Source organism: Tolypothrix tenuis PCC 7101, from assembly GCF_963874875.1.
In the GTDB taxonomy this organism is placed as follows: domain Bacteria; phylum Cyanobacteriota; class Cyanobacteriia; order Cyanobacteriales; family Nostocaceae; genus Aulosira; species Aulosira tenue.
The window spans coordinates 4,906,982-4,926,765 of sequence record NZ_CAWNJS010000001.1; the positions used below are offsets into that span (position 1 = coordinate 4,906,982).

Below are 19,784 nucleotides of genomic sequence, written 5' to 3' on the forward strand. Positions count from 1 at the left end.
CCTAATGGTACGAAGAGTGCGCGTAAAAGCGCGGTTTTAAAGCAACTAAAAACAAGTTTCGCCCAGCACCTAGATATGTTCACAGAACAAGACTGATTCTGGATATTGTTGAATGCTCAACTTTACTTTGTGACAACTTTAGTAATTGAGGCAGGGTATATTTGGAGGAGCATTGACTCAAAATAGATAAGCAATGAACAATGGAACAGTATATTGTTAGCTATTATTTTTTGCGAGCAATAAAACCATGTCTTTGAGTACCATCAACGAAAAATCCGACAATATCTCCCTGGCTGTTTATACCATAAACGTAGGTAGAATATGCACCAGGCACATTAATAGTAGTGAACTTATTTCCTTGTTTCAAAAAACCTCGATTGGCTATACCATCATAGAAAAATCCGACGATATCCCCTTGATTATTGATACCACTAGGGTGGGTAAAAATTGCATTAGGAATAGTAAAGTTAGTAAAGTTATTTCCTTGCTTTAAAAAAGCTTGGTATCCTTTGCTATCTTGAAAAAATCCAACAATATCTCCCCAATCATTGATGCCATTGGCGATTGTATACTGGTAAGTTGTATTAGGGTGATCAAAGGAACTATAACTATTTCCTTTTTTTAGGAACCCGTGAGTTCCACTATTGTCACGGAAAAATCCGACAAAATCTCCTTGGTTATTAATATCCCTAGCTGATTGATTGCTAAAGTATTGAGCTAAAGCCGGATCTACACCAGGTACATCTACATTACTAAAGCTATTTCCTTCCTTTAAAAAAGCATGGTATACCGTGTTCTGGTAATAGGAACCGACAATATTTCCCAGATTGTTGATGCCATTAGCATAGGTGAGCAGCGCATTAGGGTAATCAAAGGTACTAATGCTCCGTCGTTGTTTTAAAAAACCATGATCTCCTTGGCTGTCGCGGAAAGATCCAATAATATCGCCTTGATCATTGATACCTAGAGCATCAGTGGCAATTGCATTAGAAATATCAAAAGTAGTAAATTCGAGTTTGGCTTCTCGGATAGAAGAAGGGTTTGCTTCTGGCTGGAATATTTCGGTTTTTGATAATTTATTAACAGGAACAACGCTGACATTATCTAGGTTGTACCAGTAAGAGCGTTGCTTGCTAGCAAACTTTAACTCTGTTGTTCGTGATTTAGCTACAAAATAGTAGGTATATTTTGTGAAACCTTGAAAGGGAACATTAACTTTTTCATCAATCAATTGTCCACCTACATATGTCTGAAAGACATTATCATTTGGGCCATCATCTGTGTTGGCGAGATAGTAAATCAGTTCGTATCTCTGGCCAGGTACAGTCTTGAGTTTCTGTGAAATGTAAGTAAAAGTAGGCCCATTATCGTCGTAACGTGGAGCTAGACGTACACTTAAAGAATAGTTTTCAGCATCATCAACTGTATAATTTTCTAGGAAAGTAGTAGCGGAAATATCTTGAGCAATGCTATTAAACCAGCCGGAAATGAAGGGATTATTCCTAGTACGATCGTAAGGATTCTGAAGCGGATCTGCTCCAAACGTTCCGTTAACCACTAGATTTTCTGCTCTTTGCTTGGGAGCAGCTTGTGCTTTGAGAATATTACTACTGGTAACTACAGCTGTACTCATAATAACGCTGGTAATTCCAGAAATAATCAATCCGAATTTTTGAGATGATTTCATCAGATCTCACTCCTATTAGTAGTGAAAATTGCACAAAACTCCTGTGCCCTGCTTACAATCAGAAGTAGGGCTATTTAGCAATAATTTATGTCTGTGAATAATCTTCTGAAAAAAAATTTCAGGAAGTTACTTAAGTGAATTCCGCAAAAATAATGTTAAAGTCACAATACCAAATTTATTGGTAGTAGACAATCCTTTTGGTATTTGTTATGAAACCATAACTTAACCCGCTTGTGACGCTTTTGCGGTAGTACAGTACCTTTTTTATAGCTACTGGGAAAGAAAAATCAATAATATATTCAACAAGCAATAGGAAAACAGATTAGAGAAGCTCTAAAATCATTCGTGAAGTTAATTAATTTCCAACAGTAAAGTTTCATACTAGTAATGTTAAAGACTGCGATATATTGTTGAATTGAACAGTAAAAATACAGGGTTGAATAACTCAAGTTATTTAAGACACTCTTCCATGTAGTGCCAGATGAATGAGAGCAGGAGGTAGTGCAGGCAGTCTCGAAGATCCACAAAATTTTAAATAATAGTTTTTGATTAAAAGTAGTAATTCTGACATTATTTGTAATGAAATAAGATTAGGTTTAGTGTAAATCTTAGTTAATTTTATATATTTATTTGCTGGTTGCAAAATTAACATGAGTATTTTCTTTTCAGATGAGGCAATTGCCAGTTTAATTCAGGAAGATGTTCCTTACCTAGATTTGACAACTTACGGACTTGCCATTGGCAAGCAACTGGGTGAAATCGAATTTTCTACTCGTCATCCAATGACTATTTGCGCTACTGAAGAAGCAGCTCGAGTATTGCAATATTGTGGTGCCGAAGTTCATTATCAAGTGGAAAGTGGTACAGGTTGCCAGGAGAAGCAATTAATTCTTCAGGCTAGTGGCACTGCGAATGCTTTGCATAGTGGTTGGAGAGTGGCTTTAAATTTGATGGAATATGCTTCTGGCATTGCTTCACGTACCAGAGCATTGGTAGATACTGTCAAAACAGTAAATCCGGCTATTTCCATTGTTACTACTCGCAAGTGTTTTCCAGGGACTAGAGCAATTTCTATCAAAGCAGTTCTCGCGGGGGGCGGTTTTTTTCATCGTTTAGGGTTATCTGAAACAGTTCTGATATTTAACCAACACTTGATATTTTTAGGAGGTATGGTTGGGCTAATTGAGCGGATGAATGAGTTGCGAAAAAAGTTTCCAGAACAACGTATTTGTGTTGAAGTAGAAACAGTAGCAGATGCCTTGATGGTTGCTCAATCTGGTGTAGATTTAATTCAATTTGATAAAATTTCGCTCTCCGAAATTAAACCTCTAGTTTTAAAGTTGAAGCAGCAGTATCCCAACTTAAAACTAGCAGCAGCTGGTGGCATTACCTCAGAGAATATCAAAGACTATGCTAGCAGTGGTGTAGATATCTTAGTAACAAGTTCACCGTACTTTGGTAAACCGTGCGATATTGCAGCCAAAATGACGAAAACACAGTAGTGTATTGTTTTTGAGCCTGCTGATTACGCAAATAAGACGTTACACCTGTAATGGAAATCAGCCTCCCTTTGTGTAGCGTCCAAAATCATTAAAGTAGGAAAAGCGCTCAGTAATCTCTAACTTTTAGAGGAGAAGGAGGTGCAGAAAATACGAAGATGTTTCTCACATTACTAACATAACGACCGCCAGCTTTATCACCAGGAACTACTAAACGAGCGAATCCATCATCTGTTAAAGGTACAACTGTACCATCGCTACCTTTTTTTTCAAATGCAACTAGGACTGTTTTTGCTGCAAAGTTAGGGTGAATTTCACCAATAGCGACAACTGCACCATAGCAATCTGTAGCATCCACTAAAACATATTGCCTGAGAAAAGAGTTTTTAGAATTTACCCCGGAATTACCAGGTTTTAAACCACCTGCGGCTTGTGGATTATTAATTAATTCCCAGAGAGGAACTCCTAAGTATGTTTCTGTACGCGGGCCGGAGCCTGTTTGATAACTGACAGTGATTTCTGTGACTACTGCTGGATTTTGGTTTTTGAGCGCGTCTCGCAAATTTCTCAGCTTTTGCAAGTTATAGGTGGTGGGATTATTTAATTCCCCACCTAAGCGAAAAGTTGGCGATAAACCTCCACGACACTTATTGTTATTCCAGATAGATGGTGTTTCTTCTCGATTCCAAGGGGCATCATTTCTAGAGTCGGCTAAAGTAGGCTGCCATAAAACCAGCATTGATAATACTAAAGATGCAATAGGAATATTGCGGCTAAAACGCATAAAACATTTCTCCGTTGACTAATTGAATATTGAAAAAACTTAGATGCACAACAACCTTAGCCACAATTCGTGTTGCTCGAATTGGGTGGTTGCATCAGGTACGTTATTTAACCTAGTCTGAATATTACCAACTTAGTGAGTAAAATACCAAGTATATTTTTATGACAAGTCTCAAAAATAGCATTTTATATCTTTGTGCCAAGAAGAGAGTCAACCATTAGTTGGCTGCTCAAGTTCATTAAAGACGGCACTTTTAATGAAAAAATTTGAGAAATTACTGTCAAGTGAACCCCAGCCTTTTGTCAGAGTATCTTTACCAAGTAAGGTATTAAGCAGCCAATATTGTTGGTAATATCATCACAGTAGGATATATCCATTCTCAAGTGCGATGTCTAAGACAAGCCCTGACGCTCTACGCCCTTGAGAATAGATAACCTAAGTATGCGATCGCTCAACAGTTAAATTCACCAGTGCTTCAACTCCCAGACAAACTAAACCCATGAAGTTAATTGCCAGACCTCTGCGTCGTTACTTTTTTTACTTGAGCTTATTAGTAGTTACTTTAGCACTGACATTTATACCAGGAATCTTACCAACTATTGCCCAACAAGCAAATGCAGCTACCCTAACGGTATCAGCAGGTGCAGGTTTAAAACCAGTATTAGAGGATGTACAAAAAGTTTATAAACAACAGCAACCGAATATTAATATTACTTACAACTTTGCGGCTTCTGGTGTTTTGCAACGACAAATTGAACAAGGTGCAAATATAGATGTTTTTATAGCAGCATCCACTAAAAATATGAATGAGTTACAACAACAAGGATTGTTGCTGTCAGAAACTCGTAAAAATCTGATAAAAAGTAGAATAGCTTTAATAGCCTCTAAAAATACTACTGGTATTTCTAGCTTTCAAGATTTGAATAAACAGATTGTCAAGAAAATCGCTATAGGCGAACCGCGTAGTGTACCTCTTGGTATGTATGCTGAGGAAGTTTTTAAATATCTTGGTATTACAGAACAAGTTAAACCTAAATTAGTGTATGCCAGAAGCGCTTTAGAAATTGTGACTTTTGTAGAATCAGGTAATGTTGATGTGGGTATTGTGCATGATACGACTGTAAAAACATCAGATAAAGTCAAGATTTTGGCGCTTGCACCTGAAGCTGCTCACTCTCCTGTAGTTTATCCTGTAGCTGTCTTGAAAAACAGTAAAAATCAAGTTGCTGCTAAGTCATTTGTGCAATTCCTCTTCAGCAAGAAAGCAAAATCTCTTTACAAAAATTACGGTTATACACTGCCTTGATATTAGACGAACATTTTGCCAATTTTTTAAATTAACTCAGTTATGAACAGAGATACATTGAGCTTAAAAGTTCTGCTCAATGTATCTCAATTGCATTCTCTATTAGAAAATGCAATTGACTAAAATTAAAATTATCCGAGCAATTAGAACCTAAATGTAGTGCGAATAACTCCTGTATAGATGGTGTCGTTATTGCTGTTATGTTCGGGATTAAATATCACAATTAATCCGGGTGTAATCGAAAGATTGCTATTTACTTGGTATCGATATAAAGCCTCTAAATGGAAAGATGTTCCAGTATCTATACGTCTATCAGGAACAAGATTTGTGGCGCTAACGCTATTGTTGCCAAAGTCATTACCAGTTACTTTCGGTGGTTGTCCAAAGATAATACCGCCAAGATTCCCCTTTTTACCCAAGTCAGGGAAGGCGAGAGTTACAGCCCAGTTCCAAATATCTGCTTTATCGCCACGATTGACATTCGCACCTGAACTATTTTCTGCGATCGCCTGAGTATATCCCACCCAACCGCCAAGGGTAAATTGGGGACTGAAACGATAATTGGCTTGGAAACCATAGTTGTTGGTTGTGGTATTCACCGGAGTAGTAGCACTAGAGTTTAAGGGATTATTCGCAAATGCACTTCCATAGGAACCAGAAACTACCACATCACCATCATTGTTAGCGCCTTTGAGGTAGGAATGTGCATAAGTTAAACCTAAGCTCAAGTTTGTGTTGGGCTGAAATGCTAATTGTGCTAAAGCGCCATAACTACCGTCAAATAAACCTTTACCGTCACTAGGTTCGCTACCTCTGCGCGCTAAATAACCCCCTGATAAGGTGATGGTGTCACTTAACTTGAAAATTGCACTCACACCCGAACCTGTATTGCTGGCTGAGGAGGTATTACTAGCGCGGTAAATTGGAGAGAAGCGACCAAAGCGAGATAAAGAACCAACAGGAGTGGAAGACAACAAGGGGTTAAAGGTGTTGAAGTTGTCGTAGAACTCGCCTCCAATCGCATCAACGATGATGTTGAGTTTTTCACCCACAGGAAAACGATAATATAACTTGCCCATCTGAACACTGTTATCAGCATTATTGGTAGTGTCCCAGGATGTACGAGTCATGTTTGTACCTGTGACCGCACCACTAAAAGCTGTGGTGTTGTTGGCTTCTAACCGTGTAAATAGTTGGTCTTTACCTGTGAAGCTGGTAATTAAGTTTAGACGGATGCGATCGCTAAATGTGGCCCTATCTTGCAGTCTGCGTCCACCTGATGCCGCATACTGATTGTTGGCAAAAGTGTCTCTAGTTGCGCCTGCTGGTCTGGCGTTGATTTCATTCCACACATCAGAGTTTAGCGCGCGATCGCCACCAAACACGCTACCAAGACTGAAAATTACTTCTCCACTCAACTTGGTAGTAGCAGAAAACTGTTGACTTTCTAGTGTAGCTGTCCGACCCTCCAAGCCATCCAACCTACCCCTCAGTTCTGCCAATCCATCAGCAAACTCTTGTTGCAATTTCTGTAAGGTTTCTAGGTCTTGCTTTGTGACTAAATCGGCTGTACCAGTGGCAATCAGTTCATTAACTCGATTCAAACAAGCATTTAAACCAGCTGCAAATTCATAGCGAGTCAGCGCCCGATTTCCGCGAAAGCTACTATCTGGATATCCCGCAATGCAACCATAGCGTTCAACTAGAGACTGCAATGCTTGAAATGCCCAATCTGTTGGCTGTACATCAGAAAGTTGCGATACTGATGTTACCTGCTCCATTGCAGTGTTTGGCTGTGCGTTTTCATCTACAACCGACTGGCTGTGTTGGGATATTTCGGGTTGTGACTGATTTATTTGGCTATCTCCTACCACTTGATTCGCCGATGCAGCTTTCGCTGTCATCATACTAGCTATCACAAGTAACAATGAAGTCCGGACTAAAGTGGACATTGACCTCACACCTCAAATATATTAGAACCAACATAACTGGTATATTTTTCCAATTATGTTGGTATATCGTAGCAAGAATTACGCAGTTTTAGAAGAGATTGCTCTTCTACTTAGCTCGACTTTATACAAAATTTAGAACTCAGCTTTCTTGATTTGGCAAAAACCCTAGTACCGCTACGCAGAATTCAAAATTCAAAATTCAAAATGAGCATAGGATAAGCTTTTCGCTAATTTGGAATCGTTGTTTCATTTACGCTGTGTCATACTAGCTTTTTGACAAATACTTTTTTATGTCATGGATTCTCGACAAATCCCAAAAACTAAAACTAGAAGGAGTTTCAGAGCCAAGTTTTGGGTTTCCTAAAGAATAAATTCGAGCTAAGGAAATGCACTGAGAATCTTTCAAACAAACAGATAAATCTTACAAATTTTGCAAATACCAAGAACTTACAACACCAAAACTAATGCTAAAAATTACATTCAGTTAACAATACCTAGAAACTTTTATTCCCTGGCGATGACGATATCGTTGGATTTAATGATTGCATAAGCTTCTTGTCCCTCATATAACTCCAACTCTTCTGCTGAAACTCTGGTAATCATCGAGGTTAATTCAACTTTTTGAACAATTTCCAGCGTTATTTCACTGTTAACAGACCCATTGACAACTCGTTTGACTATCCCTTTGAGGACATTGCGAGAGCTGACTTTTAGTGATTTTTTTTGGTTATTAATTTCTATCTCTGGCTGATGAAAATAGGTATCTCCTGTGTCTACTTGCTTACTAGTTTTTTTCCTTCTACGAGTTTTACTTAAAAGCTTTTGAGTTTGAGCTTCTTGCTCATCGTCCTGCTTATGTGGTGATGACAGCGATGTTGAGGAGTGCTGATTAAGACTGCGTACTAGTTCTCGCAGGATCTCAGTTTTTGTCCGCTGAGACTCCTGACAGAACTCCTCCAGAATCTCTCGTTCCTCTGGTGACGTTTGAAATGTAATCCATCCTTGTTCTTTTCTTGGCATAATATTACCAATTTGTTTGGTACAATTTTGGTTGTCTTGTTAAATTCTACCAACGTCAATTTTAAAAAAATTCTTCGGCGTGCAGTTTTTTATATGAACAGAAGACGAATTCTTACGTTAATTGGTACAGCAGCAGCTAGCTTTCTCTTAACCACTAGTTTACCAACAGTTGCGCCCTCACCCGTACTCGCACAGTCAAAAGGCAGCCTCCTTGTGTCTGCCGCCGCCAGTTTGAAAGAAGCTCTAGAAGAGATTAAGCCTCTTTACCAACAAAGTCAACCAAATACCAACATTAATTATAATTTTGGGGCTTCTGGTGCGTTGCAGCAACAGATTGAACAAGGCGCTCCCGCAGATATCTTTATTTCGGCTGGTAAAAAACAAGTAGATGCTTTAGAACAAAAAGGGCTATTGCTAGGCGGAACTCGTTCTATCTTGGCAAAGAATCGTCTGGTTCTGATCGTACCTAAAAACGTTGTAGGTATTACCAGCTTTTACAGCCTCAAGGATAGCAACAAAATTAAAAAAATTGCCATTGGTGAACCTAGAAGCGTACCCGCAGGACAATATGCAGAGCAAGTCTTGCAAAAATTAAAGATTTTGCCACAAGTCAAATCTAAGCTGGTTTACGCTAACAATGTGCGTCAAGTACTAGCATCTGTAGAAAGCGGAAATGCTGATGCAGGTTTAGTTTACGTCACGGATGCCAAAATCTCTGATAAGGTCAAAATTGTGGTAGCGGCTGACGAGAAATATCACTCCCCGATTATTTATCCATTTGCAGTCCTCAAAAGCAGCAAAAATTCTGATACTGCTAAGGAATTTGCCCAATTCTTAACTAGTAATCAAGCTAAAGCTGTACTGCAAAAATATGGCTTTATTCTGCCTTAATATTAATATCACAATCTTTCATAGTTTGTGAAAGATTGTAAGAGATTTTGTTGACTGTTGACGGTCAATAAGTCTTTCTGACGGGGAAAAGAGGTAATATCAAGTCCGGTTAATTAATTATGATTCGGCCATCTGTGAAACATTATGAAAATCTCTTTCCCTCTTTTTTATTTATACCAATTCTCCAAAATTCAACAACGCATCCAAGCTCAGAAATCCTTTTGATATCTGGCTGTCTTAATTTTCAATAGGTATTACCACTTAACCGAAAGTATTTTATCTGCTCCTATGTATAAATTCATCAAAAATTTTCTACTTGGAGTCTTAATAGGTAGTAACTTGTTGACACCACTCGCTATGCTCTTAGGTAATATTGAAGGATTTAAGGTTGGGCTGATAATCTATTTCTTATCTAGCTTATTAGTACAAGAACTCAATCCGCGATCGCGCAGCTTCAAAAGAGAAAATTCACAGTATCAAGAATACCTTTAATCACAGCAGAAACGGTTAGGTCTGGTACAAAAAGGATGGCGTAGCAATTTTTTATTGAGATTAGCTTGCTTCTGTTCAAATACTATGAAATGCTTAACTAGTTCTAAAAAGCGCCGCTTGTCAAAAATTCCTTGAATTACTATCTCTAGTTCAGTTTCTCCTGTGGCGGGGAAATCTTCACCATCAATAGTGCGCCAGGGTAAAAACTCTTGCCAATCAGAGGTTAAAGTTCCTACTCGTGCTTGACTTCCGCAAGCAATAACTACACATGCATTATAGGTAAACAGTGTTGGTATCTGTTGTTTGTAATTTTGCAACCGTTGATAAACTTGTTTGAGGGTAGCTTTTTGATTGTTGGGTTCAGTCCAGACAATTACTGCTAATGGTATCCCATTAATAAAGACCACTACATCCAAATTGTGAGTATAATTGCCCTCAATAACAGTACATGGATGTATGACTAACCAATCGTTATTATGCAGATTTGATGAATCGAGCAGCCAGAGTTGATCGTTTACTATTTGCCCATCTTTGGGGTAAGTGATATTAATACCATCGGTCAACAGTTTATGGCAGCGACGGTTATTTTCAATTAATAGACAATTATTTTTGGCAGTTAACTCAGAGATAGTTTTTGCGATCGCAGACAATGGTATTGTCGGGTTAATTCTCTGCAAGGCCTTCAACAGGCGATCGCGCAAAATTACTTCACTATTACTATAACGTTGTACTGGATGTCTAACACCGTCAATATCTGACTGCAAAAGAACTGTGTAGCCAATTACCTCGAACCAAGTTAAACAATGCTGCTGTAGGGTATACCAACCCAAAGGATTGCGAACTGGAAAAGTAAATCGTCTTGCTGCAATGGTTGGTGCGAGATGCAAGCGCTGACGCAACTTTCTGTGCTGGCTGCTTGCTTTGAGTGTTACTATTCTGGGCTGTGCTGGATTCATCAGCAGAGAAGCAGTAATTTTGTAATGAATACAAATGCTAGGTATTAGCCCTCAAGGAGCATATACTGGTTGCCTAGTAATTATCAAAGCTGAAATCGATTATTTAAATTGTATCGGTTGTGCCAATTCTACCAGCTAAGTTGGTAAAAATCTTCATAACTACTATCCCTGCAAGTTTTTGCATTGAAAATTAACTAACGCAAGTAAAATTGCAAGATGTATGCTATGCTTTACATATAGGGAATCAAGAGCGTAAATCACAAAAGATGGATTCTAGAAGAGGCACTGGAATCTCCATGCTTGTTATGTGATGAGACGACATTTTGTGAGTTAACCAATCGTTTGATGAACTGATGGTCATGTTCCACAACATTCTGGAGGATTGTGGAAACAATAGATTTGTAGCAGACTCGGAGTTATGGGGATACCTCCATCTGCTTGCAGTTCATCAATCGACTTGGAACCAACAGCATTCTATAGAAGGGGATACCGCTATCGAGTAAGTCAAAAGATGGAAAGACGCGATTAATTGCGTCTGTACTTAAGTAGTCTTGCAAACTAGCGAACAGATGAAGAGTTTTGTAATTGTCACCCTCGGACTTCCGTGAGATTTACTTAAAGGGTGGCGAAATTTTGTCATAGTTAAAATTAGCGATCGCTATCTCTAAGAGTGACCATATTTTTTGTAAATGACTGGGTTAAAGTCAGCAATAAAATATGGCAATTGCTCCATTTGTAGTATTGATTGCAAAATCTCCAAATACTTTCTCCTCTACTCCCTGGCTGTTATAGGACATGGGAGACATTCTTTTCAGCAAAAAAAACACTCTATTTCGGGCGTAATCACTAATTAATTTCTCAACACCTACTGAATGATTGTGAGGTAACAATTTATGGGCATAGCTATGGAATTAAGTAATTTGGTTCTTTTTGATGACAACGATCGCCTATCAGTCACATTATATGCATCTCATAGCTTAAAAGGCGCTCTTTCAGAAGTTGCACAAGCTTTTACTAGGAAATATAAGATACCTATAAAACTTGAATTTGACAATTCTGATTCGCTGCGAGAACGGATTTTGAAAAGCGAAAAAGCAGATATCTTTGCTGCTGCTGATTTTAAAAATCCTTATGCACTGATGCAAGTTAGTAAAGGTAGCCCTGTAGTCAATTTCGTTAGTAATAGAATATGTGCCATAGTTAAACCAGGTTTAAAGGTAACCCCAGATAATTTATTAGACTTGATGCTAGCTTCTGATATTCGCGTAGGCATAGCAACACTTAATTCCGAACTGTCTAGGGATTACATACAACAACTGTTCCAGAAAGCCGAGAAATTAAAATCAGGGAGTTGGGAAAAGCTAAATAACAAGGTTATAGAGTTACGAGGTGGTTATAACTCTTTTGTTGTTCCTCATGGTCTGAATAAGTTGGCTTACTTCATCCTAGAAACACAACAAGTAGATATGCTTTTAACCTATCGTACAGATGCTCGATTAGCAAGTTTAGCAGCGCCAAATTTACAAATATTAGAATTACCAGAAAATTTAGCTGTCAAAGCCAATTATGGTATGACCTTGATTAACAACTCTCGTAGTACTGTAGTCATGCTGGCTATGTATATCCTTTCACCCTTGGGACAAGAAATCTTAGCCAAATACCATTTTGATACTCCTTTATTGTAGAACAATTGATTGATCGTAATCAAAACTTTACCCCTTCTTCGCTGAAAACATAGTGCATTGCTTGTTTAAGAAGAGGGGTATTACTCATGGGAAATTATCTAAAATATATTTATTTTTTATATTTAAATCTCACAAAACCCTTGTAAGGCAATCACTTGTCAGACATCATCTAGATTAGTTAACTACAGATTAGCCAACTAATCTAGATGATGGCTAGCGGATTTTATTCATATATATACTGGCAAAAACAAAATATTATCTATCTTACTATATAGCCTATTTACCGATTTATATAGTAGATAAATCAAAGCTTTATGCTTGTTTAAACTCGCCATAAAATGATATTAATATAAAATTAATATTTATAGCTATAAGTTCAATATTAACCTACAAAAAATATACAGAACTGTCTATATAAAACGCTAGAATTTAGTGCCGATATTGGATTTATTTTTTTAAAGTTTTGTTGTGTAAATCACTGTTTAATATTTGAAAAATTTATTATTATCTAAACAGATAGAAACAAGAAGAAAATTTCTTCTCAGAGAAAAGAAACAAAAGCACTTTCTTCTTGTATAGATATTGCGTCAGGAGCAATTAGATATGCCATTGAAACTATTGAAATGTGACGAAACAATTCCCGAACGGGAAAAGCACGTTTATATCAAAGAAAAAGGAGAAGACACCACCCAATTCTTACCACTATCGAACATTGAAACCATACCCGGCTCACTCTCAGAAAGAGGCTGTAGCTATTGCGGCGCGAAACTCGTAATTGGTGGTGTACTCAAAGACACCATCCAAATGATACACGGCCCCATCGGCTGCGCCTACGACACCTGGCATACCAAACGTTATCCCAGCGACAACGGACACTTCCAACTCAAATATGTCTGGTCATCAGACATGAAAGAGTCACACATCGTCTTCGGTGGAGAAAAGCAACTCAAAAAGTCTATCCTCGAAGCCTTTGCTGAATTTCCCGACATCAAACGGATGATTGTCTACACCACCTGCGCCACCGCCTTGATTGGTGATGACATCAGAGCAGTAGTCAAAAGTGCCCAAAAAGAACTAGGTGATGTCGATATCTTCTGTGTAGAATGTCCCGGATTTGCTGGTGTGAGCCAATCCAAAGGACACCACGTCCTCAACATCGCCTGGATTAACGAAAAAGTTGGGACATTTGAACCAGAAATCACCTCACCCTACACCATCAACGTCATCGGCGACTACAACATCCAAGGTGACACCTTTGTACTGGAGAAGTACATGGAAAAAATGGGCGTGCAAATCATCGCCCACTTTACAGGGAACGGTACTTACGACGCGCTCAGAGGAATGCACAGAGCGCAACTCAACGTGACTAACTGTGCCCGGAGTGCCGGTTACATCGCCAACGAACTCAAGAAAAGATATGGTATCCCCCGGATGGACGTAGACACTTGGGGATTTGACTATTGTCAAGAAGCATTGCGGAAAATCGGTGCTTTCTTTGGCATTGAAGACAGAGCCGAAGCTGTAATTGCGGAAGAAGTCGCCAAATACCAAGACAGAATGAATTGGTACAAAGAACGACTCAAAGGCAAAAAAGTCTGTATTTGGACAGGAGGCCCCAGACTATGGCACTGGACAAAAGCATTGGAAGATGACTTAGGAATGCAAGTTGTATCCATGTCTTCCAAGTTTGGACACCAAGAAGACTTTGAAAAGGTAATTGCCAGAGGTCAAGAAGGCACAATCTATATTGATGATGGTAATGAACTAGAATTCTTTGAAGTTCTCGAGATGATTCGTCCCGATGTCGTGTTGACTGGCCCACGGGTGGGTGCGTTAGTCAAGAAATTGCACCTACCATACATCAACGGTCATGGTTACCACAATGGGCCATACATGGGATTTGAAGGTGCGGTGAATATGGCGCGTGACTTATACAATGCCATTTACTCTCCTTTGATGAATTTGGCTGGTATCGATATCCGCGATGATGAGACTGAGCAAGCAACATCGAAAGATAATAGCGAGAGCCTAAAACAGCAATCTGAAGAAGTCACAGCCTATATCCAACAACGGACTGAAGAAATCACAACTTTCATTCAAGAGCGTTGTTTATGGCAGTTCCACTCTCGTTCTTGGGACAGAGAAGAAAACATCAATGGTGTGATTAATAAAGCGATCGCTATTGCTTCAGGAGAAAAGCTAGCTAATGAAACCCTGGCTGAAAAGCTTCATTATGCAGATGCCAAAATCCTTGTTCTTGACCTGAAAAAGAAATTCTCATGGTTCGATAACAGCGATAAGGCACACATCAAAGCAGTACTGGAGCTAGTTAAACAAAAGCTGATCGGTATCGTGATCACTGGTTCTCGCAATGGTGAATTGCACCATTCTCTCTACTAAAGAAAATGGGTGTTACTGAATTTGGGTATGGGTTTAGCTCACGCAGAGGCGCAGAGGCGCAGAGAGTAGGAGTTTAAGAGAGTTAATTATTAACTTTCATACTTGAATTCAGTAATCTGAAAAATTGCTAGTTCTCTTCAATCTTCTAGCAATTTATCTGATTCCCCAGTGTTCTTGAACTTATACCATTACTTACAAAGAACTCAGAACTAAAAGCCGCAGAATTTAGGCGAAATTCAATTCTGGAGGGCAATACAAGTTCTAATACCAATTCACAAAAATTCTGAACAATATCCAAATTGAGAACCTATTGCTAAATCAGGATTTCTTAATTTTGAATTTTGCGGAAAGTCTGAGCGGAGGTTTCCTCCGATCAGAACTTTCCAAGAGAGAATTTTGAATTTTGAATTGGTATGAGTTCTCTTCCCAAAAACTTTAGACTATTTAGGAGACAATAAGGATGACTTTAGCTGTCAGCAAAAAAGAACGTTCTGGGGTAATCAATCCTATCTTTACCTGTCAACCTGCGGGTGCTGAATATGCAACCATCGGTGTTAAAGATTGTATTCCCTTGGTACATGGTGGACAAGGTTGCAGTATGTTTGTCCGCCTGATTTTTGCTCAACACTTGAAAGAAAACTTTGACATTGCATCTTCTTCACTCCACGAAGCAAGTGCTGTGTTTGGGGGTATGCCACGGATTGAAGAAGGTGTGAAAACCATAGTAGCACGGTATCCTGACGTGCGCTTGATTCCCATCATCACTACTTGTTCTACTGAAACCATTGGGGATGACGTAGAAGGAACAATCAACAAGGTCAACAAATTCTTAAAGAAAGAGTATCCCAATCGGGAAGTTAAATTGATTCCTGTGCATACTCCTAGCTACCGGGGTAGTCAGGTAACTGGGTATGATGCTGGGGTACAGTCCTTGGTGACTAACTTAGCCAAGAAAGGCGAACCAAATGGTAAGTTAAACATCATTACTGGTTGGGTTAACCCTGGTGATGTGACTGAGGTGAAGCACATCCTAGCAGAAATGGGTGTAGAAGGTAATATCCTACTGGATACTGAAACTTTCAATGCTCCCACCATGCCAGATATGAAAAGCTTTACCTTTGGTAATACCACCATTGAAGATATTGCTGGTTCTGCCAATGCGATCGGCACCATTGCTCTATGCAAATATGAAGGTGGTAATGCAGCTGAATTCTTGCAAAGAGAGTATGGTGTTCCCGCAATTGTCGGCCCCACACCAATTGGCATCAAAAACACCGATGCTTGGTTGCGAAATATCAAACAACTGACCGGTAAAGCTATCCCAGAATCCTTGGTAGTAGAAAGAGGTAAAGCTATTGACGCTTTAGCTGACTTAGCTCACATGTACTTTGCTAACAAGCGTGTAGCTATTTACGGCGACCCCGATTTAGTAATTGGCTTGGCAGAATTCTGTCAGGAAGTGGAATTAGAGCCAGTATTGCTGTTGTTGGGTGATGATAACCAAGCACCTTCCAAAGACCCCAGATTAGCTGAATTGGACAAGAAAGCTAACCACGCTGAATATGACATCGAAGTCATCTGGAATGCAGATTTGTGGGAACTAGAAAGCCGCGTTAAGGAAAGAGGCGACATCGACTTGATTTTAGGTCATTCCAAAGGTCGTTATATTGCGATTGATAACCAAATCCCAATGGTACGCGTAGGCTTCCCCACCTTTGACCGTGCAGGTATGTGGAAACACCCTGTAATTGGTTATCGTGGTGCGGAGTTTTTGGGAGACGCGATCGCTAACGCCTTGTTTGCAGATATGGAATACAAGCATGATCGCGAGTGGATCTTAAACGTTTGGTAAGAAGATTCTAAACGCAAAGTTACGCGAAGTATAACGCAAAGGAGCGCAGAGTTTTAAAGAAAGTCTCTCTGCGTGACTTTGCGCTCACCTTAGCGTACCTCTGCGTTAAAAAAATCACAAAACACGAGAGAGGGATTATGCCCACAAACATAGATGCTAACGTCGTATTTTACGGACATTTAAGCGAACTGTATCAGCTAGCAAAAGAAGGTAAAATTCAAACCACCCTACAAGGTAGTCATACTCGCCCCTGCAAATTCTGGACTGCAACTAAGATTTTAAGTGGGATTAAAGATGCGATCGTCATTTCTCACGGGCCGAGTGGCTGTGCTTATGGGGTGAAACGAGCATATAAGCTCACAAATAGCCGTAATAGTGGTTCCCCCTATGAAGCCGTTGTCACTACTAACATGAGTGAGAAAGCGGTGATTTTTGGGGGAGAAAAAGAACTACGCGGTGCGATTCGGGAAGTAGATCAAAAATACCATCCAGATGCGATCGTTGTCGCCACCAGTTGCGCGTCGGGAATTATTGGCGATTGCGTTGATGATGTGGTGAATAAAGCCCGCAGCGAAATCAACGCCGAAATCATGACGATACATTGCGAAGGCTTTGCTGGAGAGTATCGCAGTGGCTTTGATATCGTCTTTCGACAAATTGTAGACTTTATGGAGCCGCCCACACCAGAACGTCAATCACAATTAGCTGATTCTGTCAATATTGTCGGTGCGAAGATGGGGCCAGAAAGGACAGAAGTAGAAGGTGATGTCAAGGAACTGAAACGACTGATCAAAGGAATGGGGGCTAGGGTTCACAGTGTAATTGCAGGTGATTGCACATTAGATGAACTCAAACAAGCACCGAGTGCAGCAGTTAACTGTACCTTATGTTTGGATCTTGGCTATACCATCGGTAGAGCCATGTACGATAAATTCGGTACTCCCTTAAATTCTACAATTCTTCCCTATGGTATTAGTGCTACAGAAAAATGGTTGCAAGGCGCGGCAAAATATTTAGGAATGGAAGCGCAAGCGGCTGCTTTGATGGAACGGGAATATGCAGCCATCAAGACTGAATTTGAGGAAGCGAAGAAATATATCGAAGGTAAGTTAGCCATCATCGAAGGACATGATGCTATCAAGTGCTTGTCCATTGCTCATATGTTAGAGCGTGATTTCGGGATGCGTGCGGTGATTTATAACTTCCATCCTTGGAGTACAGAAGCACGGGAAACCAGCGTAGATTACCTATTAGAAACGGGATTAGACCCAGAAATCTTGATTACCAAAGGGACTTTAGCTTTTGGTAAGTATGAATCAATGAAACAAACAGAAGATGAATTACTAGAATTCATTGGTGGACTGGATGCAGATTCTGTTGTTTATTTTGGTTCTTCTTTGAGTTTCCCCCATATTCCCGTTGTCGATTTAAACGCCATCTTAAATCGTCCTAGATTTGGTTATCGCGGAGCCTTAAGGGTAGCTAAATGTATTAAAACTGCACTCCAATATGGCTTTAGACCTCGTAGTTCCTTAACCAAGCAAATGGTATTCCCGAAAAACTCAGGTTTAGCATCTGCGCGATCGCTTACCGGAAAATTAGCCCAAGACTTACCTGATTGTACTGTATATGGAGGGAAGAAGCGGGGCAAATGTTTTAACGAGTAATAACTTAGCCGATTGTACCGTATATGCAAAGAAGAGAACAGGAAAATGCTGTCAGGAATAAAAAGCGAAAACTCTCAGGTACTTAATGTCATATCTTCCCAGAAAGAACAACTAACATTTGACAATTGCGATCACAGTAAAGATCCTATTGTCGGTTGTGCTTTGGAAGGCATCGCCAATATGGTAGCTGGTATTAAAGATGTCAGTATTGTAATTCATTCTCCCCAAGGTTGTGCTTCTACCGTAGCGGCTGGCTATGATAACCATGAGGTTGATTTCACTAAGCGTAAAGTAGGTTGTAGTCGTCTTTTTGAGTCAGATATCGTCATGGGAGCATCTGAAAAACTCAAAAATTTGATTAAAGAGGCGGATCAATCTTTTAAAGCGAAAGTAATGTTTGTCGTTGGTACTTGTGCGGCAGATATTATTGGTGAAGATATTCAGGGCTTATGTCATAGCCTTCAGCCACAGGTTAACGCCAAGCTTGTACCTTTGCTGGCTGGTGGTTTTCGTGGTAATGCTTATGATGGTTTGGAAATGGGTTTAGAAGCTTTACTACCTTTCATCCACAAAAGACAGAAGCGGCGAGGCGGAAGGAAACCCAGAATTGTCAATATTATTGCACCCCAGGCAAATCTAAATCCTACTTGGTGGGCAGATTTGCAATGGATTAAGGAAACGTTAAAGTATTTAAGGATTAAAGTCCAAACAGTAATTTCTCACGGTACATCCTTTGAAGAATTAGAACAAGCTGGTAACGCAACTGCTAATATTATTCTCAGTCATGATGTGGGGTATAAGTTTGCGCGAAAAATGCAAGAATCCCATAATATCCCCTTAATTCTGGAGGATATTCCTTTACCGATAGGTGTGAAAAATACTACGCGGTGGTTGCAAGCATTAGCAGCACATTTCAAGATAGACGAGAAAAGAGTAGAACCACTAATTAAAGAAGGTGAAAATAGAGTAGTAGAAACTCTTCGCAAGCGAGCATTGATGATTATTCCTCGATATCGTAACTGTAGAATTGCGGTATCTGCGGATGGAACCCTGGGAATTGGGTTAGTAAGAATGCTGTTTGAAGAGTTAGAAATGATTCCTGAAGTCTTATTGTTTCGTTCAGCAATGCGTGAATCTCGTTCAATTTTGGAGCGAGAACTTAAAAGTATGGGTATTTCGCCTCGTGTAGCATTTGCAGCAGATGGTTATCAAATTAAGCAAGCCTTAACAGAGATTGATACTGATGCTGTAATTGGTTCGGCTTGGGAGAAATACATGGCTGAGGAATTGGGAATTAAAATTGCATTTGATGTCTTTAGTCCAACTAACAGAGAGACTTATCTTGATAAGCCATATTTTGGCTATGAAGGCATGATCAATATAATGGAGGTAATTGCCAACGATTGGGAAAGGGCTTTTCGTTCCAAGCATATTCATTGGACTTAGAATTTGGCGATCGCTCTTGGGGAATGATGAGGGCGATCCCAGGCACCGATTTCACTTACATCTACTTCAAAATCTCCAGTTTCGATGTTTATCACAACATCACTGATAACTTAGCAAGCTAACAGCTGTGTTCACCAGATATAGATA

Annotated in this window: 13 protein-coding genes; 8 read left to right on the forward strand and 5 right to left on the reverse strand. The window is 39.6% G+C overall.

From position 1 onward, the window contains the following. Positions 1 to 223: 223 nt before the first annotated feature. The gene (locus tag AACU25_RS19500) at positions 224 to 1,687 is read right to left on the reverse strand and encodes a hypothetical protein (RefSeq protein ID WP_096578421.1); all 1,464 of its coding nucleotides are present in this window, start codon (positions 1,685 to 1,687) and stop codon (positions 224 to 226) included. A 650-nt stretch (positions 1,688 to 2,337) separates the two neighbouring features. Between AACU25_RS19500 and modD the strand changes: the two genes are divergently transcribed. After that, the gene (gene modD / locus AACU25_RS19505) at positions 2,338 to 3,189 is read left to right on the forward strand and encodes a ModD protein (RefSeq protein ID WP_096578425.1); all 852 of its coding nucleotides are present in this window, start codon (positions 2,338 to 2,340) and stop codon (positions 3,187 to 3,189) included. A 106-nt stretch (positions 3,190 to 3,295) separates the two neighbouring features. Here the strand turns inward: modD and AACU25_RS19510 are convergent, their stop codons facing one another. After that, on the reverse strand, positions 3,296 to 3,970 hold the full coding sequence (locus AACU25_RS19510) for a molybdopterin-binding protein (protein ID WP_096578427.1): 675 nt from the start codon (positions 3,968 to 3,970) through the stop codon (positions 3,296 to 3,298). A gap of 499 nt (positions 3,971 to 4,469) precedes the next feature. On the opposite strand from AACU25_RS19510, the gene modA (AACU25_RS19515) reads away from it, so the two are divergent. After that, entirely contained in the window at positions 4,470 to 5,276 is an 807-nt protein-coding gene (modA, locus tag AACU25_RS19515; protein WP_096578429.1) for a molybdate ABC transporter substrate-binding protein, read from the forward strand. A 143-nt stretch (positions 5,277 to 5,419) separates the two neighbouring features. On the opposite strand, the gene AACU25_RS19520 is transcribed toward modA (AACU25_RS19515), so the two are convergent. Then, positions 5,420 to 7,228 (reverse strand): iron uptake porin, encoded by a 1,809-nt coding sequence (locus tag AACU25_RS19520; RefSeq protein WP_096578431.1) that lies wholly within the window; start codon positions 7,226 to 7,228, stop codon positions 5,420 to 5,422. Positions 7,229 to 7,732: 504 nt separating this feature from the next. After that, the gene (locus AACU25_RS19525; protein WP_096578433.1) at positions 7,733 to 8,248 is read right to left on the reverse strand and encodes a TOBE domain-containing protein; all 516 of its coding nucleotides are present in this window, start codon (positions 8,246 to 8,248) and stop codon (positions 7,733 to 7,735) included. A gap of 93 nt (positions 8,249 to 8,341) precedes the next feature. On the opposite strand from AACU25_RS19525, the gene modA (AACU25_RS19530) reads away from it, so the two are divergent. Then, complete coding sequence (gene modA, locus AACU25_RS19530) at positions 8,342 to 9,139, forward strand: molybdate ABC transporter substrate-binding protein (protein ID WP_096583879.1); 798 nt, start codon at positions 8,342 to 8,344, stop codon at positions 9,137 to 9,139. A 488-nt stretch (positions 9,140 to 9,627) separates the two neighbouring features. Here the strand turns inward: modA (AACU25_RS19530) and AACU25_RS19535 are convergent, their stop codons facing one another. After that, the gene (locus tag AACU25_RS19535; protein ID WP_096578436.1) at positions 9,628 to 10,587 is read right to left on the reverse strand and encodes a type I restriction endonuclease; all 960 of its coding nucleotides are present in this window, start codon (positions 10,585 to 10,587) and stop codon (positions 9,628 to 9,630) included. A gap of 893 nt (positions 10,588 to 11,480) precedes the next feature. On the opposite strand from AACU25_RS19535, the gene AACU25_RS19540 reads away from it, so the two are divergent. The 5 genes from AACU25_RS19540 to AACU25_RS19560 all read left to right on the forward strand — a co-directional run bounded on the left by AACU25_RS19540 (position 11,481) and on the right by AACU25_RS19560 (position 19,637). Further along, positions 11,481 to 12,272, forward strand: coding sequence for a substrate-binding domain-containing protein (locus AACU25_RS19540; protein WP_096578438.1), 792 nt, complete (start codon positions 11,481 to 11,483; stop codon positions 12,270 to 12,272). A 603-nt stretch (positions 12,273 to 12,875) separates the two neighbouring features. After that, positions 12,876 to 14,672, forward strand: coding sequence for a nitrogenase vanadium-iron protein, alpha chain (gene vnfD, locus AACU25_RS19545; RefSeq protein WP_096578440.1), 1,797 nt, complete (start codon positions 12,876 to 12,878; stop codon positions 14,670 to 14,672). A 460-nt stretch (positions 14,673 to 15,132) separates the two neighbouring features. Further along, complete coding sequence (gene vnfK, locus AACU25_RS19550; RefSeq protein ID WP_096578442.1) at positions 15,133 to 16,524, forward strand: V-containing nitrogenase subunit beta; 1,392 nt, start codon at positions 15,133 to 15,135, stop codon at positions 16,522 to 16,524. 137 nt (positions 16,525 to 16,661) lie between these two features. Continuing rightward, on the forward strand, positions 16,662 to 18,191 hold the full coding sequence (locus AACU25_RS19555) for a nitrogenase component 1 (protein ID WP_096578444.1): 1,530 nt from the start codon (positions 16,662 to 16,664) through the stop codon (positions 18,189 to 18,191). A gap of 45 nt (positions 18,192 to 18,236) precedes the next feature. Next, on the forward strand, positions 18,237 to 19,637 hold the full coding sequence (locus tag AACU25_RS19560) for a nitrogenase component 1 (protein WP_096578446.1): 1,401 nt from the start codon (positions 18,237 to 18,239) through the stop codon (positions 19,635 to 19,637). The last annotated feature ends 147 nt before the right edge of the window (positions 19,638 to 19,784 follow it).